This window comes from Kordia sp. (assembly GCF_050633145.1).
In the GTDB taxonomy this organism is placed as follows: Bacteria; Bacteroidota; Bacteroidia; order Flavobacteriales; family Flavobacteriaceae; genus Kordia.
In genome coordinates this window covers 71295-87364 of sequence record NZ_JBOEFY010000035.1, presented here as the reverse complement: position 1 = coordinate 87364, position 16070 = coordinate 71295, and the positions used below count along the sequence as shown (strand labels likewise).

The 16070-nt window shown below is 30.7% G+C and carries 13 protein-coding genes; 12 read left to right on the top strand and 1 reads right to left on the bottom strand.

The genetic code is table 11. The features are described 5' to 3' along the window. Positions 1-142: 142 nt before the first annotated feature. The 7 genes from ACRBBL_RS16930 (at position 143) to ACRBBL_RS16900 (ending at position 9493) form a co-directional block, all read left to right on the top strand. A complete protein-coding gene (locus tag ACRBBL_RS16930; RefSeq protein ID WP_431370255.1) occupies positions 143-2107 on the top strand; it encodes a sensor histidine kinase in 1965 nt (654 codons plus the stop codon). A gap of 217 nt (positions 2108-2324) precedes the next feature. After that, positions 2325-2579, top strand: coding sequence for a hypothetical protein (locus tag ACRBBL_RS16925; RefSeq protein ID WP_431370254.1), 255 nt, complete (start codon positions 2325-2327; stop codon positions 2577-2579). Between the two features lie 9 nt (positions 2580-2588). Next, the gene (locus tag ACRBBL_RS16920) at positions 2589-2942 is read left to right on the top strand and encodes a hypothetical protein (RefSeq protein ID WP_431370253.1); all 354 of its coding nucleotides are present in this window, start codon (positions 2589-2591) and stop codon (positions 2940-2942) included. Between the two features lie 6 nt (positions 2943-2948). Further along, on the top strand, positions 2949-3191 hold the full coding sequence (locus tag ACRBBL_RS16915; protein WP_431370252.1) for a hypothetical protein: 243 nt from the start codon (positions 2949-2951) through the stop codon (positions 3189-3191). Further along, positions 3191-4903 (top strand): hypothetical protein, encoded by a 1713-nt coding sequence (locus ACRBBL_RS16910; protein WP_431370251.1) that lies wholly within the window; start codon positions 3191-3193, stop codon positions 4901-4903. Before ACRBBL_RS16915 ends, ACRBBL_RS16910 begins: the two co-directional genes overlap by 1 nt. Before the next feature lie 180 nt (positions 4904-5083). After that, on the top strand, positions 5084-6352 hold the full coding sequence (locus ACRBBL_RS16905; RefSeq protein WP_431370250.1) for a M18 family aminopeptidase: 1269 nt from the start codon (positions 5084-5086) through the stop codon (positions 6350-6352). A 474-nt stretch (positions 6353-6826) separates the two neighbouring features. Continuing rightward, positions 6827-9493 carry an NACHT domain-containing protein gene (locus tag ACRBBL_RS16900; protein ID WP_431370249.1) on the top strand — a complete coding sequence of 889 codons (2667 nt, stop codon included), beginning with the start codon at positions 6827-6829 and terminating at the stop codon, positions 9491-9493. Between the two features lie 128 nt (positions 9494-9621). Here ACRBBL_RS16900 and ACRBBL_RS16895 read toward each other — a convergent pair whose 3' ends face one another. Further along, positions 9622-9819 carry a hypothetical protein gene (locus tag ACRBBL_RS16895; protein ID WP_431370248.1) on the bottom strand — a complete coding sequence of 66 codons (198 nt, stop codon included), beginning with the start codon at positions 9817-9819 and terminating at the stop codon, positions 9622-9624. Positions 9820-10012: 193 nt separating this feature from the next. Here ACRBBL_RS16895 and ACRBBL_RS16890 point away from each other — a divergent pair, with 193 nt between their 5' ends. The 5 genes from ACRBBL_RS16890 to ACRBBL_RS16870 all read left to right on the top strand — a co-directional run bounded on the left by ACRBBL_RS16890 (position 10013) and on the right by ACRBBL_RS16870 (position 15998). Next, positions 10013-10222, top strand: a complete 210-nt coding sequence (locus tag ACRBBL_RS16890) for a helix-turn-helix transcriptional regulator (RefSeq protein WP_431370247.1) — start codon at positions 10013-10015, stop codon at positions 10220-10222. Positions 10223-10238: 16 nt separating this feature from the next. Then, positions 10239-10469 carry a hypothetical protein gene (locus tag ACRBBL_RS16885; RefSeq protein ID WP_431370246.1) on the top strand — a complete coding sequence of 77 codons (231 nt, stop codon included), beginning with the start codon at positions 10239-10241 and terminating at the stop codon, positions 10467-10469. A 1210-nt stretch (positions 10470-11679) separates the two neighbouring features. Next, the gene (locus ACRBBL_RS16880; protein ID WP_431370245.1) at positions 11680-12894 is read left to right on the top strand and encodes a multidrug effflux MFS transporter; all 1215 of its coding nucleotides are present in this window, start codon (positions 11680-11682) and stop codon (positions 12892-12894) included. 56 nt (positions 12895-12950) lie between these two features. After that, the gene (locus ACRBBL_RS16875; protein WP_431370244.1) at positions 12951-15131 is read left to right on the top strand and encodes a T9SS type A sorting domain-containing protein; all 2181 of its coding nucleotides are present in this window, start codon (positions 12951-12953) and stop codon (positions 15129-15131) included. A 144-nt stretch (positions 15132-15275) separates the two neighbouring features. Beyond that, positions 15276-15998, top strand: coding sequence for a T9SS type A sorting domain-containing protein (locus ACRBBL_RS16870; RefSeq protein WP_431370243.1), 723 nt, complete (start codon positions 15276-15278; stop codon positions 15996-15998). Positions 15999-16070: the final 72 nt, after the last annotated feature.

Here is a 16070-nt window from a genome sequence, read left to right as displayed (position 1 = left end):
AATAACATTCTTTTATTTTTTTAAATGCATAACTAACAATAACATATAAATAATTAGATTATTTACTTATTTTTAGCATATGATTATACTTGCCAGACCTACTAGATGCATACTTGTTTTTATAAGTTGCTTTGTTTTTAATTTGTCAAATGCGCAACAAAACAGAAAAGAATTACTATCAAAGATAAAAAACTATAAAGTTGTAGATACCTTACCAATACCACAAAAAATAGACTTTTATAATAAAAAAATTCGGGAAGGTAGAGCAACTAACAATTATGAGTTGTCTGCATACACCTATTTTGCTAAAGGTTTTTTTCTCCATCGATTAAAAACAGATATAGACACTACCAGGCTTTGTTATGAAAAAGCATTGCTGTTTGCTAAAAAAAGTAATGCAGATATGTTGATAGCTATTTTATATGCTCGGTATGCAAAATTTTTAGTCATACAGGAAGAAAATACAAAAGCCTTGGTATTTAGTGATTCTGCCATCGTAGCTTCAAAAAAAGTAAAATATAACTATGCTACATTTGAGGGTTATTTTACAAAATCTCGTGCAAATATTGCTTTAGGTCATTACGATCGTGCATTACAAAATATTTTTAAAGCACAAGAGTTTGCGAGCAATTCAAGAGACTCCATGTCTGCAACACAACGTCTATCAGCGGTATATTATTACACTAAAGATTATAACAAGGCTGAAATATATAATAAAAAGGTTATTGATTTTTTTCTACTACAAAAAAGAAAACGAGATTCTGCATCTGCATTACAGTGGATGGGAAATTTATCCGATTTGTACGATCAGATGAATTTGCAGTCTAAACGAAAACAACAGCTCGATAAAAACTTAAAATTTTCAGAATACGTGCCACATGAAAAATACATCAGAGCTAATATTTTGAAACAATTAACAGATTATCATATAGAGGTATCTAAAGATTTAGATAGTAGCGCTTACTATTTAGCCATCATTGATAAAGAGCTGCCAGAAATAAATGAACTCGGTTTTTTAGCGAATGTTAACGATACAAGAGGCGCTCTTTCTTTTAAAAAAGGGCACTATCAAAATGCGGTTACTTTTTATAAAAAAGCGTACGACTTTTATAAAAAAGCAAACCATTTACAAAAGATTAGAGACATCTCTTTTATTTTATCAACTTCTTTAGAAAAAGCAAATAACTCAGAAGAAGCTTTGTATTATTATAAAGAGTTTCATAAAGCTAACGACAGTATAAACGATAAAGATAAGATTGAAAAGTTTAAGGAAATCGAATTAAATAATCAATACGAAAAAGAAAAATTTGAAACTGAACTTGCGCATCAAAAAGATATAACTCAAGAAAAAGAAGCAAGAAACTGGTTGATTTTTGGAATGTTTGGAATCTTAGCTATTTCAGGTTTTCTTATCTTCTCTTACACAAGAAAAAAGAAACAAGCCAAAAAACTTGAAGAAAAAAACAAAATTATCAACCAGCAACTTGATGAAAAACAATTATTATTAAAAGAAATACATCATAGAGTAAAAAATAATTTTCAAATAATTGCCAGTCTATTAGAGTTACAGAGCAAAGGTATTGAAGATGAAAAAGCTTTAGAATTGGCGAAAGAAGGGAAAAACAGAGTAAAATCTATGGCGTTAATACACCAGCGTTTATATCAAAATGAAGACTTATTAATAGAATTAGACGATTATATACGAATGTTGGTTGACGATATCTCAAAAACCTATGGCAAAGACGCAACTACCAAAGTAACGTACAACGTACCTAATTATAAGTTTGATATCGATACAGCTATTCCGTTAGGATTAATTATAAATGAATTGATAACGAATGCCTACAAATACGGTTTTACAAGTAGCGAGCAGTTATTAAATGTTTCCATAAATAAAGTAAGCAAGGAAGAGTATGTGTTAGAAGTAAAAGATAATGGAGTAGGTTTGCCGGAAGGATTTAATTTCGAAAAGGCAAAAAGCTTAGGATTACGTCTCGTAAGACAATTATCAAAACAATTGCATGGAAAAACGGTGTATTCTAACGAAAACGGTTGCTCATTTAAAATTAGTTTTAAAGACACAGAAGCCCGAATGTTAGTGGAATAAGAATGTCCAGAACACTCTATTTTTGATTACGGAATCCTACAATATTTATATGTAAATTTTCGTATATTTAAAATCTCCCTAAAAAATAATGTCTTTCAATTTTAATAAAAATGAAAAAAGTATTTGTTATCCTTGATATTATTTGAAGAAAATTAAGTCTGGTTATCAATTCACTGGACTAATAATTAATTAAATTACTATCTCATAAAACTATTAAATGGCATTTTTTAACGATATAAAAGAAAAATTGGAAGAAGCACTACTAGACATTAGTACTATTGAGAATGTCATGATTATTGAAAATGAAAATGGTTGTGTATATCGCTTTCAACAAATAGAAGGAGATAGTTTAACTTATATAAGTGAAAACCCAATTGATGAAGAATATGTAGCACTTTTCAATGAAGCATTTTCGGCTTCTACAGAAGCTAGAAACGGTATTACAAGATTTATAATAGAATGTTTAACATAATCAAAAACCATGAGTGATAAATTAACTAATTTAAAAACAAAAATTGAAGCCGTAATAGATGATCTTGCGACTTTAGAAGTAGCATCTTTTACTGGTGCAGAAATTAAACTAGATCAAATTGAAGGAGATGATAATAACCCAAAACACAAAAAAGTATTTGAAACAATAAGAGCCGGATTAACTACTTCTACGCTTGTAGCATATTCTAGATTTGAAGTTGATGGAGATGCAATGAACTATACCAATTCAGATCTTGGAGAAGGGAAGAAGTATCTTTTAGATGCGCATAACGGTATGGTTGAAGGAGCTCAAAAATCAAGAAAAGATTTCTTTGAATTTGTACTTAAAGTAATTAGAAATTAAGGGTTTATGCCACAAATCCGTATATATCAATTTCGTCCAGAATCAAAACCACCATCTAAAGTTCATAAAATGTATAGCTGGTTCAAAACAGAAGTATCCAATGCTTCTATTGAACCCCTAACTACGTATGAAATTCCTGAAAGTGGTGCTATTGATGGAAATGATACACAACTATCCTTGGCAACTAAGTTGTATAAAGGATATATCTATTTAAAAAAAGCATTTTCATGGTTTAAACAACGATCGTAATGATTGAAGCCTTTGACGTCATAGAAAATACCGAAGTACGAAAAGAATTTTCTGAAGCTTTTGATAAGCTTGATCATATTGAGTTAATTCAACTTTTATCAGACTTAAAATACCTTCCATTTAAGGCTTTTGAAGATGATTTTGTCGATGAAACAGAATTGGCAAATGCCATAGCACGATTTCGTTTAGAATATCAAAATGCATTGGCTTTGCCCGAAGCTAGCAATATTAATGATATTAGAAAAGCTTCTGAAGCTATTGAATCAGAGTTATTAACCTCTGACAAACTCACTAGGAGAGAGCAATTTGTGATTAGAGAAATTGTTGGTTTGGACAATGAATTGATCATTCATGAGGTAGAAATTGATGCGTGTACATTGCTATCAAGAGTTATTCTGTATCGATATCGCATTTATGATCTTCATAAAAATGTTGTACCCAATCAACGCGTTACGGATACAGTCATTAAAAAACTACAAACTTCAGCCAAAGAAATTGGTTTTACGCAAGGTTGGCTCGCACTAGGAAATCTCTTGGCAGACCAAGAAGCTTTATCTGTATTCTGTTTAGAATCTAAAGTATTGTCTAAACATATTTTCGGTCATTGTATTTTTATAGAATTGCTATCTAAAGAAGGAAATAAGCTGATTCATAAATTGGATCCAGAGATTGATTCAAAAGGACTTTTTACGCGTAATATAGACTCAAAAGTAGCAAGGAAGCATATCCGTGACCTTGCTGATCACAAAAATAGCGACACAAAAATTGCGCAGGTTGGTGTACATATTAAAGGAATTCCTAATAGATTCATGAGACGAATGCTTCAAGTAAAACTCTGGACAGTAGGATTGTACCAAAGGAAATTAGACCACGATTTTGGTCCATTATCAACAGAAGCATTGGTAGAATACATACAAACAATTACGGATAACAAAAGAGAGTTAGGTCGTATCCTTTTCAATTTAGGAGATTATCAATGTGCCATCAATATTCACCGGCTGTTAACAGAACATTTCATTCCTGTAGAACAATCTTCAATTCATGAAAATCATTCTTCAGTATCTCAAATTTACGATTTTGTACTCGAAGATAAAGCCTCGCATATCAAAACCGCAAAACAAAAACAAAAAAGACAACTAGAAAAAGAAAGTGAGAAGCTTAAAAAAACATTAGAAGTTGATTTACGAGCCGAATCTGACACTATAAATAAAGGAACTCGAATCAAAGTACGTCAATACAAAGCAAAGAAAGGGATTTTAAAATTTTTCTCTAAGCTATTCAGATTTATAAAAAATGTAGTGAAAAAAATCTTAGAGCTATTCAAAAAGCTATTTAATGTTATTAAAAAATCGATTCAAATCATTTATTCAGAAATAAAAGAAGCTTTTCAAAACTTCCGTTATGGATTAAAATTTTTATTTGGCAAGCGTATCATCAATCCAACTACTGCCATTACTACAGATTACGACTTTGATTTTGATGGCATTACAATGATACATAAAAAACCAACGGCTGAAGAGCTCCAAACACATACAACAGAGGTAAAAAAGTATTCCTCAGCTTTATATCCAACCTTAAATTTTGTTCGCATCGTAATTACTTGGGGCATACGCTTTGCAACTGGTCCTATTGGTTGGGTGAAAATACTTGTTAGCATCGCAAAACTATTCAGAGAAATGTTAACTAAAGAAGTGAAAATACGGCTTGTTTAATTTTCTATAATAAGAAACTATAGCGCTGATTGTTTCTAATTATTGAAAATAGGAGTTGTCTCTTCTTCAACAAATTGCTGTAGCAACTTGAATATAATTTTTGGGTATAAATCAATAGACTATAATAGAGAATTTAATTAACTTGGTGTTTTATCTAAATTTTTAAACAAAACACGTTACATGTCTTATTCCCAGAGTCTTTTAGAATTTATTGATCAAAGTTCAACGGCATTCCATGCTGTAGAAAATTTAAAAAATGAATTATTTAAACAAAATTATACAGAATTAAAGGAAGAAGCCAATTGGTCGTTAGAAAAAGGAGGTAAGTATTTCGTAACAAGAGCAGAAGGATCAATTATCATATTCAAAACACCTAAGAAATGGTCAAGTGACTATGCATTTTCTATTATTGGAGCACATACCGATTCACCATGTCTAAGAATAAAAAATAATCCTATTTCAACAAAAGAAGGATATCAGTTATTAAATATTGAAATATATGGAGGTGTATTATTAACAAGTTGGTTTGACAAAGACCTGTATTTTGGTGGTCGAATAATTATTGAAACTGAAAATGGTGAGTTAGCACAAAAAATCATTAAAATAGAAAAAAGATTACGCATACCTCGCTTGGCAATACATTTAGATAGAGAAGTAAATAAGGAAGGATTTAAACCCAACCCGCAAGAGCATATGTTTCCTGTTATTGGGCTTGATAAAGACCTGCAATTTGAAGATTGGATTAAAAAAGAAACAGGACTTTCTGGAACTATACTTAGTTGGGATTTATTTCTGTTTGATGCTGAAAAATCGAGTTTAGGAGGCATTCATAAAGAGTTCATTTTTGCGCCTAGGTTAGATAACTTAGCCAGTGTTCATGCATCATTTGAAGCTTTAAAAATAGCTGATTCTGAAAATAATAACATACAAATGGCTGTATACTTTCAGCATGAAGAAATTGGTTCAGAATCGCAAAACGGAGCTAATTCAAACTTTTTGGAAGCTACTTTAAAACGTATTCATGGTCATATTTCTTCAAACGAAGAAACCTATTTTCAAACCGTTGCACGTTCATTTTTTATATCAGCTGATATGGCACATGCGGTACATCCAAATTATGCTGAAAAGCACGATAGCAATCACAAACCACACATTGGTGCTGGACCAGTCATAAAAAGCAATGCCAACATGCGTTATGCTACCGATGCTTTTTCGATAGCAAAGTTCAAGCAATTGTGTATTAAGGCAAATATTCCTTTTCAAGATTTTTGTAGCCGTAACGATATTGGCTGCGGATCTACCATTGGTCCTATGACTGCAGCAAAAATAGGCATCCCAACGATAGATGTTGGAAATCCAATGTTATCTATGCATAGTATTAGAGAAATGTGCGGTGTTAAAGATCATGATGCTATTATAAAAGTATTTGCTGAATTTTACAAGAGCTAAAAATTCCAGTACTACTATTAAAGGATTCTTTACATAAAAATAAATACTTTAATTTTTATGTCATGTAAGGATCTTTAAGTATAAAACGACACAAAAGCAATTTTACATAATGGCTTATTATGATAACACATAAGTGTTTTATAATGTTATTGCGTTATGTTATTTTGCTTAGGCGAAAAGCAAAGTTTATTCTTCACATTTTTAAAAAGTTATTACTGAAAAGTTTCTTCACAAAAGGTAATGACATGCGGAGCATTCATGAACTCCGATTTATCAAATGAAAATAATGTGAGTAAACATTTTTTTTTGCGACTAGTTTACACTGAGTTTGTCGAAGTGTAGGAGGGAAGCGGAATAGTTGTGGAGTGGGAATAGAAGAGTTCAGATTTCAATTAGCATTATACTTTTTTATAACACTTATCAAAATACAGTTATATTATCACTATATTAGTAAGTAAAAACTTATTTTTTAATATGGACGTATTACGGAGATTATGTAAGGAACTTCAAGACATACCAGAAAATGAATTAACATTGACTATCATAAAGCCTCTATTCGAAAAAATGGGGTTTATAAAAGTTGAATTTTATGGCGGGACAGATGAAGAAGGAAAAGACTTACTTATTTGGGAGAATGATAATTTTGAAGAATTGAGATTAAGTGTAGCTCAAGTAAAACATTTCAAATTTTCAAATAGTGCAGGTAATTCTAAAAGTCTTCAAACAATAGTGAACCAATTAACAATGTGTTTTAAAAAAAATATTCATTATTCTGATAAGAGTATTCATTCGCCATTTGAGGTTATTTTAATTTCTTCATTTGAAATTGATTCAAAGAATATTAAAAGTAGATTTGATATGTTTCCTGACTTATTAGATCGAAAGATTAGAATAATTGATGGAATAAAATTAGCTCAGCTTTTAATTCGCCACTGTCCATCGATTGTTAATAATTTAATTGATACTGAAATAGATTTTTCTCACTATTCAACGGAAACTTTAAATAATGAAATATTACTAAAGGCATTAGGTTTTGATAGCAAAATACCAATTAAAAGCATATATACTGATATAGATTTTTCTTTAGGAAAGTCTTCGACAAAACTATTTTTTAACAATTCTTTTAGTGGAGAAGATAGAAAATTTTTTCTTGATCAAAATGATTGGGAAATCTTTAGAAAAAAAACTTCTATGTTACCCGATGAATTGATTGATTCTTTTATTGATTTATCGATCAAAGAAATTGAGTTTAATTTCAATAAAGAAATTAAAGAGTATGATGAATGGATAAAAATTAAAAAACAAAAAGAAAAGGAATTTTCAAAACTTAAAACATTACTATTAAAATTGGCTAAAACTTATCCTGATTATATTGAATCATATAAAAATAAGTTAGTTGCTTTAGATGTTCTTGAAAAGAAAAAGTCTTTAACTAAAAAAAATCAGGAAAAAATCAATAATTTAAAGAAAGATATAAAGCTTTTAAGAAAAAATATTGAACCATGGATAATAGCAGATTTGAATCTAAAGAAATTAGAAAAAGAAGCTAAACCTTATTTTAATGATGATGAAATTAATTATCCTTTATATGAATTTAAGTTAAATGGTAAGAAACTAGGTATTTGGCTTGAGTATCAAAAGAAAATTATATTAAGAAAATTAGACATGTTTAATAAGACAAAACCAACTACAATTGAGTTGAGAGAATACATGAATCATTGTTCTAAAATCTTTAATATTAGTTCAATTTTATTAAACACTGATGAGTTTATAGAATGTTTAGGTTTTGATAAAAGTATCCTATTTAGATTAGATTTTAATAAAACAAGATTTAAGTTATCTATTGATAAGGTATTTGACACAGGAATTAATCTTACATTATTGGGACATGCAGGTGGAGGAAAAACTACAAGTTTACAAATGTATGCATTGTCAAAAGAAAAAATAAACGATAATATCGTAATATGGGCACCACTTTCTCAAGTAGTAGAGAATTGGAAACAAAATATTAATAGTACAAAAATTGATTATAAAATTTCTAATTTTGATGAAGCTGTATGTGAATACCTTCGTTTTAAAGAAGTTAAAATAAGTAACTATGAATTTACAAATACTTTAAAAAACAAAAAGGTTACAATTTTATTTGATGGCTTAGATGAAGCTATCAGATATAATGAATGGTTACCTGAGGCAATTAATTTTATAATAAAAAAATATCATAAAAATATTCAGGTAATAGTTACTTCCCGAATGTCAGGTTCATTTATAGAACGATTAAACTCTTTTACTGTAACTCTTCTTCCATTTACAAGAGAACAAAGAAATCAATTTATTGATAAATGGTTTGACAGAGGTGATAAAAACATAACAGAAAAAATAAAAAAACATTTTGAAAGTAATAATGGAATAGATGAGATAACTAGAAATCCACTATTAACGACTACTTTATGTGTTCTGGCAAAACATAAATTACCATTACCTCAAACTGAGATAACTCTTTATAACGATAGATTAAAATTACTAACTGGTTACTATGATAACGTAAAAAATATTAAAACCAGAATTACAACAACACCTCAAAATTTAGAATATTTATCAAAAAAAATCGCATATTATTTACATTTTAATAATAAGCGAGAAGAAACGATTAATATTCTAGAAAATATAACTATAAATATATTGAAGAATAGACTTACTACGGATGAATCTAAAATAGCTTTACGTGAATTAATAGACCCATGTAATATATTAGTTCCAATGTCAGAAAGAGGAAAGTATGGTTTTGGTCATCTTAGATATCAAGAACACTTAGCTGCTATGGAACTAGTTTCTAATAGAGGTATTAATATTCAATTATTCCTAGGTAGTAAATTTCAATGGTGGCGTGAGACTTTATATTTCTTTGCCCAAATGAGTGATGATTTAACTTGGTTAATTAATTCAATTGGTCATAAGATTCTTAGTAAGGAATACATGTCCAAAATAGAACAATTAGTTTCTTTAAGACCTAAAAATGAAATTGAAAAAATCTCAATTATTATTAATCAATATAAAGATGACTTAAGTTACTTTAATACTAACCCAGAGATTATGATGGATAGTGAAGGTTTTTTAGTAGAGAAGAATATAGATTGGAGTTAATGAATAATATAATTTCTTAAAATATAATCAATATCCTACAATTTTTTTTAATTGATTATCAGTTACCTGAAAGCAAGGGGTAAGAAAAGAAACTAATTGTTCTATTATTGTATATCTGATTTTTCAAGTTACTCAAACTTCCCAGTTCCATAATTAACTCGTTTCTTAAAATCTATAATTTCGTCTTTTAGTTTTCTATTCGCATTCTCAATAAGTTCATTTTGGAGTTTCATAATCTTAAGTAAATCGTGAATTGCATTTAGGTTCTCTAATTGTGTATATACGATTTTTTCTAAGTCTGCTTTTGTATATTTTGGAAATGGCATAAAGTTTGGAATAAAATTATTAACAATAAATATTTAACTGAAAATTACATTTATATAATTTATACTTACATAAAGTTAACTCAAACTTATAATTTATTTTTTAAAAACACAAGTTTAAATTAATAAAATGTAATATAAACTTATGTTTTAATAAGAATGTATTATATATTTAGAGAAGAATACAGTAACAAATATGGCAGTAGAAAGAATAAATAGAATAAAAGAAGTATTAGTAATCCAAGGAAAATCGCAAGTTTGGCTTGCGGAACAACTTGGAAAAAGCACAACTTCTGTAACTGCATTTTGCAATAACAAATCCCAACCACATTTAAAGGACTTAAAAAAGATCGCAGAAATATTAGATGTGGATATTCGAGAGTTATTAGTTTCTACAAAAGAATAAATTTACATAAACAGAAATGATTAATAAAGAAGAACACGAGAATTCAATTAACAGATTATTGGAAGCAGCAGAAGCAACCAAAAGAAGATTGCTTGAATATTTAAAAGAAAAAAATGTTGATGAAATAATATCTGAAATAAAAGATATGGATGAAGACAATTTAAATAGTCTTAATGATTGGGCACTAAACGGAGAATTCTATAGAGTTTGTCAAGCCATAAAAGAATTTAAGGGCACTAAGAAGTAATTCATTGTCCAGTTTTCACAAAAGAATAACCTCTAAACGCAAGCGTCAAAACGACCTCAGAAAACTTTGGCGAAAACAATAGGTGAGTGAGCGTCCATATTCTAGAGATGAAGCAATATTGTTGTTAAAGTTTCTGTATAGTATTTGATTTCTAGAACAATCTAAAGAAATATAAACGCTTCTAGAATATAGCGAGCGAGCCGTAATTGTTTCCAAAGTTTTATGCAGTCTTGATTTTTGTTTCTTTTTATCAAGAAAAAGAAAAGTAAAAAACTACAAAAGGTTCTTATCAAAACTCAAAAGCTATTTAACATAACGAAAAGCAAAAAAAGGTTTTTATGAAAACGAACAGTTAGCATAGTTATATAAAATTCTTTGCAGAAAATTTTTATAAGTATGCGACAAGCTAACGTGAAGGTCTTAAAACTTTTTCTAACGGAAAGATTCTCTTATAACAGATGTTTGTATAGAATTTCTAAAGTAGCTTTTATGCGGCTGGAAAGCGTTGGCAAATTGCGTATAAAATAAATTGTAATAACAATTTGATTTTATGAAAGCAATAAAGCATTTGCGCGCGGCAATTTTGCATAACGACAAATTATGGGACAAAGAATTATGTAGCGAAGCGTTCCTATTAAATAAAGGTTCAAAACCCAAGCACAATGATTCTGGTAGCAAATACAAAGGTTCTGGGATATTTAGCATAATATCATTATGGTTTACAAATACGCTGATTATCCTACTTTACGATATATAGTATTTGTACCATAATTTATATTATGTTAAATAGAATATTTTGATAACTACACTGTATTGCCCTTTTCCGAGTCTTAATTCTAATTACTATAAATAGTTCTCTCTCTAAACTAGTACACGCATAGCATTAAGCGATTGTCCGTACACATCTACTTAAAAAAATTGCAATGAAGCCATTCTTGATTTATGATCTTTATCAAAACAAGAATTCCAAACTGCACTTTTACAATTATAAATTGTTTGATTAAATTATTGTTCTCATGATTTGACTGTCTTGGTTGATTGAAGCTATTAATCCTGTCTGCCATCAAAATTCCAATCACAAACAAAATAGTTTTCCCTAAAGCATATTTTACATGCGTAAATTTTCTCTAGTTACTATTCAATCGAAATAACAATATATATAATCACAAGAAAAACAACAAAACTTCTAGAGAAGCCGTACTTTTGCGCAATGATTTCAAAAAAGCAATCGCAGACTGAATTTATTATACTCATGGCATCATTGATGTCTATTGTAGCACTCTCTATTGATGCGATTTTACCAGCTTTAGATGCAATTGGTATTTCCATTGGTACAACCAAACCTGCTGACAATCAAAAGCTAATAACAATGATTTTCTTAGGATTAGGTTTCGGACAACTAATCTTTGGACCATTATCAGACAGTATTGGACGTAAACCCATAATTTACATGGGATTCATTCTGTTTGTATTGGCTAGTTTTGTCTGCGTAATGGCACAAAGTCTTGAAGTCATGATCATTGGACGTGTGTTACAAGGAATCGGACTTTCTGCACCACGAACAATAAGTATTGCAATGGTTCGTGATAGTTTTAGCGGCGATTATATGGCAAAAATTATGTCGTTTATTGTAGCAATATTCATCTTAGTTCCTGTGGTAGCTCCTGCTTTGGGAAAACTATTATTAGATAACTTTGGTTGGCAATCAATCTTTAACGGGCAATTAATTTTTGGAGCAATCATCATGATTTGGCTCTGGAAACGACAACCAGAAACACTTCATCCAGAGAATAAGATAAAACTATCTAAAGAATTATTTATCAATGGTTTAAAAGAATTTTTAAAATTTAAAACTTCTATCGCTTTTACTCTAATTTCTGGATTTATTACAGGTTCGTTTATGGTGTATTTAAGCGCTTCACAAGACATATTTCAAAATCAATATGGTATGGTTGAAGAGTTTCCATACATCTTTGCAGCATTGGCAATTTCTGTAGGATTTGCTACGTTTTTAAATGGAAAATTTGTCTTAAAATACGGAATGTACAAATTGGTTCGTGCCTTTTTGATTTCTTTTACGGCAATTCCAATTATATATTTAATCCTTTTTTACGGCAAACCGAATCCTAATGTTTATGTATTAGTATCGTTTTTCGGAATTCAATTTTTCTCTATAGGTTTCCTTTTCGGGAATTTACGCTCGTTAGCAATGCAACCTGTTGGACATATTGCAGGCGTTGGTGCTGCAATAAACGGTTTTACGTCTACAATTATGGCAGTTCCTATAGCAACTTATATTGGCGGTTTTGTTAAAACGACAGCTTCTCCTCTATTCATTGGTTTCTTAATCTGTGGATGCGGTTCTATCTTAATTTTAGTAATTTTAAAAAAAGTGACAAAAACTGCTTCATTGTCAACGACATAGTTTGTAAAAAAACAATCTTTTAATTAAGTTTACAGCATAACCTCGATCAACCAAAAATGAAAAAGATAATAATAGCGGCTTTTTTAAGTCTATTCCTAGCTATACCAGTACTTCAAGCACAACATTCTGTAGCCCGCGAATGGAATGAAGAATTGTTAAATGCCATTCGTGGCGATTTTGCACGTCCAACCGTACATGCTCGAAACTTATTTCACAGTTCAATAGCAATGTATGACGCATGGGCACTATTTGAAGCAACTGCCGAAACAGTCTTTTTAGGAAAAACGTATGGAACATATACAAGTACTTTTACAGGAATTGCTACACCAACAGATATTGCAGCAGCACGACACGAAGTTATGAGTTATGCAATGTATCGCTTGCTAACACATCGTTTTGCAAGTTCTCCAGGTGCTACCACTTCCCTAGCGAGTTTTCAAACATTGTTTGAATCATATAGCTATGATGTAAGTTTCACGTCTACAGATTATAGTACAGGTTCGTACGCCGCCTTGGGAAATCATTTGGCAGATGAAATTATCGCTTTTGGTTTGCAAGATGGATCAAATGAACAGAATGATTATGCAAACGAGCACTATCAACCTGTAAACAATCCGTTAATTTTGGAAATTTACGAAGATACAAATGATATTGATCCGAATAAATGGCAACCGTTGGCCTTTGATGTATATATAGATCAAAGTGGAAATGCCTATCCATTAAACACACCAAGTTTTTTAAGTCCAGAATGGGGACAAGTGTATCCTTTTGCCTTAAGTTATGATAATTTACAGATTATAGACAATGGATTTGACTGTTATGTATACAGCGATCCAGGACCACCAGAATACATTCTAGAATCTAATGAAGACGGTATCGACGATCCGTACAAGTGGCATTTTGCCTTAGTTTCGTTATGGTCTTCTCATTTAGATCCTGCCGATAATACAATGATTGATATTTCGCCTGGCGCGCTAGGAAATCTACCAACTACAGCATTTCCAGAAACGTTTGAAGAATACAAAGCTTTCTATGATATTGTAAATGGTGGCGATCCAAGTACAGGACACGCTCTAAACCCTGTGACAAATATGCCATACGCATCTCAAATGGTAAAAAGGTCAGATTATGCACGTGTTTTGGCCGAATTTTGGGCAGATGGACCTGATTCTGAAACGCCTCCAGGACACTGGTTTACGATTATGAACTATGTGAGCGATCATCCATTAACAGAAAAAAAGATGAATGGTTCGGGATTGTCTTTAAGCGATTTAGAATGGGATGTAAAATGTTACTTAGCGCTCGGTGGCGCGATGCATGATGCTGCGATTAATACGTGGGGAATAAAAGGATATTACGACTATATACGGCCAATTTCTGCCATTCGGTATATGGCTGGAAAAGGACAAAGTACAGATGCTTCACTTCCAAGTTATGATCCGCACGGTTTACCGTTAATTCCTGGTTATATAGAACTCATAGAAACTGGCGATCCATTAGCTGGAGATGCTGACGAAAATGTTGGCAAAATAAAAGTATACGCTTGGAAAGGACCTGATTATATAACTGATCCGACGCAAGATATTGCTGGTGTTGATTGGATTTTAGCAACAAAATGGTGGCCATACCAACGCGGAACCTTTGTAACGCCTCCATTTGCTGGATATTTATCTGGGCATTCAACGTTCTCAAGAGCTGCCGCAGAAGTATTGACTTTACTAACTGGTGATGAATTTTTCCCTGGCGGAATGGGAACTTTCGACATTCCACAAGACAATTTTTTAGTATTTGAAAAAGGACCGAGTGCGCCATTCACACTACAATGGGCAACCTATCGTGATGCCTCAGATCAGACAAGTTTATCGAGAATTTGGGGTGGAATTCATCCTCCTATCGATGATATTCGTGGACGTCTTATTGGAGCGCAAATTGGTGTAGAAGCTTTTAACAAAGCAAACGACTATTTCAATGGAGTATTAAGCACAGAAGAAATTGAAGTAAGTACAACAAAAATTTATCCTGTTCCATTCACGAATCAATTAACGATTCAAACGGAAAACGATCAAATTTCAAAAGTAGATTTATACAGTATTCAAGGACAGTTATTGTTTACAGAAGCGATTAATTCTAATCAAAAAACAATCAATCTTCCTAATTTACAAACGGGGATTTATTTTGTGAAAGCATACAATTCTACAGGAAAAATTATCCTTCAAGAAAAAGTGATTAAAAATTAGATATCCCAAATAAAATATTATTTTCATTCTTTATAACAATATTTTAATACTTATAAGACACATAAAAGATTGAAAACTAGTTTTATATTACGTGTTTTTATTACATAATAATTAGTAATTTTATAATTATACCAAAAACCGATTATGTACACTAAAAGAAAAAACGTTACCAAATTCATCTTTATCTTATTTTTATGTTTCACTACTACAAAAGTACATTCGCAAGATGCTCAATTACTCCGTACATGGTACATTATTGAGGTAATTAATGATTTTGTTTCTACTCCGTATACACAACCGCCAACGATTACTGAAGTAGGAACCATCACATTTTTAGATACAACAGATGCTATAAATATTATTGGTTTTAGTGGCTGTAATGCTTTTCAAGTTGAAGCTTCTTCTTTTAATCATAGTGAGAATGATTACGGATCAATGATTTTAAGCAACTTTTCTTCAGAGACAAATTATTGTTCGGATGCTTACGATAATTGGGAAGGTCGATTTTATTGGATGCTAGACAATTTTATGCAGTATTATTTACATAGTGCAAATGGTGTTGATTATTTAGACTTAGAAAATCCGTTGTTTAGCGGAATCTACTTGCAAAGTCAACCATTAAGTGTTACAGAGAATAGTATTTCAAACATACGAATTTATCCCAATCCTACGACAGACAAACTTTTTGTATCAAATGCAACTGTCCAAATTAAATCTTTTGTAATTCACAACATACAAGGACAAAGAATTAAAGAAATTAAAAACACAAACAACATAATAGATGTTTCTACACTCTCAAAAGGATTGTATTTTCTTGAAATGGTAACTCCAACCGGGAAATTTAGAGAAAAGTTTATGAAGAACTAGAAATCTGAGTTTCCAATTTTAGGATTAGTTACATGTAGTTTATGCCACTATTTTACAGTAATTGACACTTCT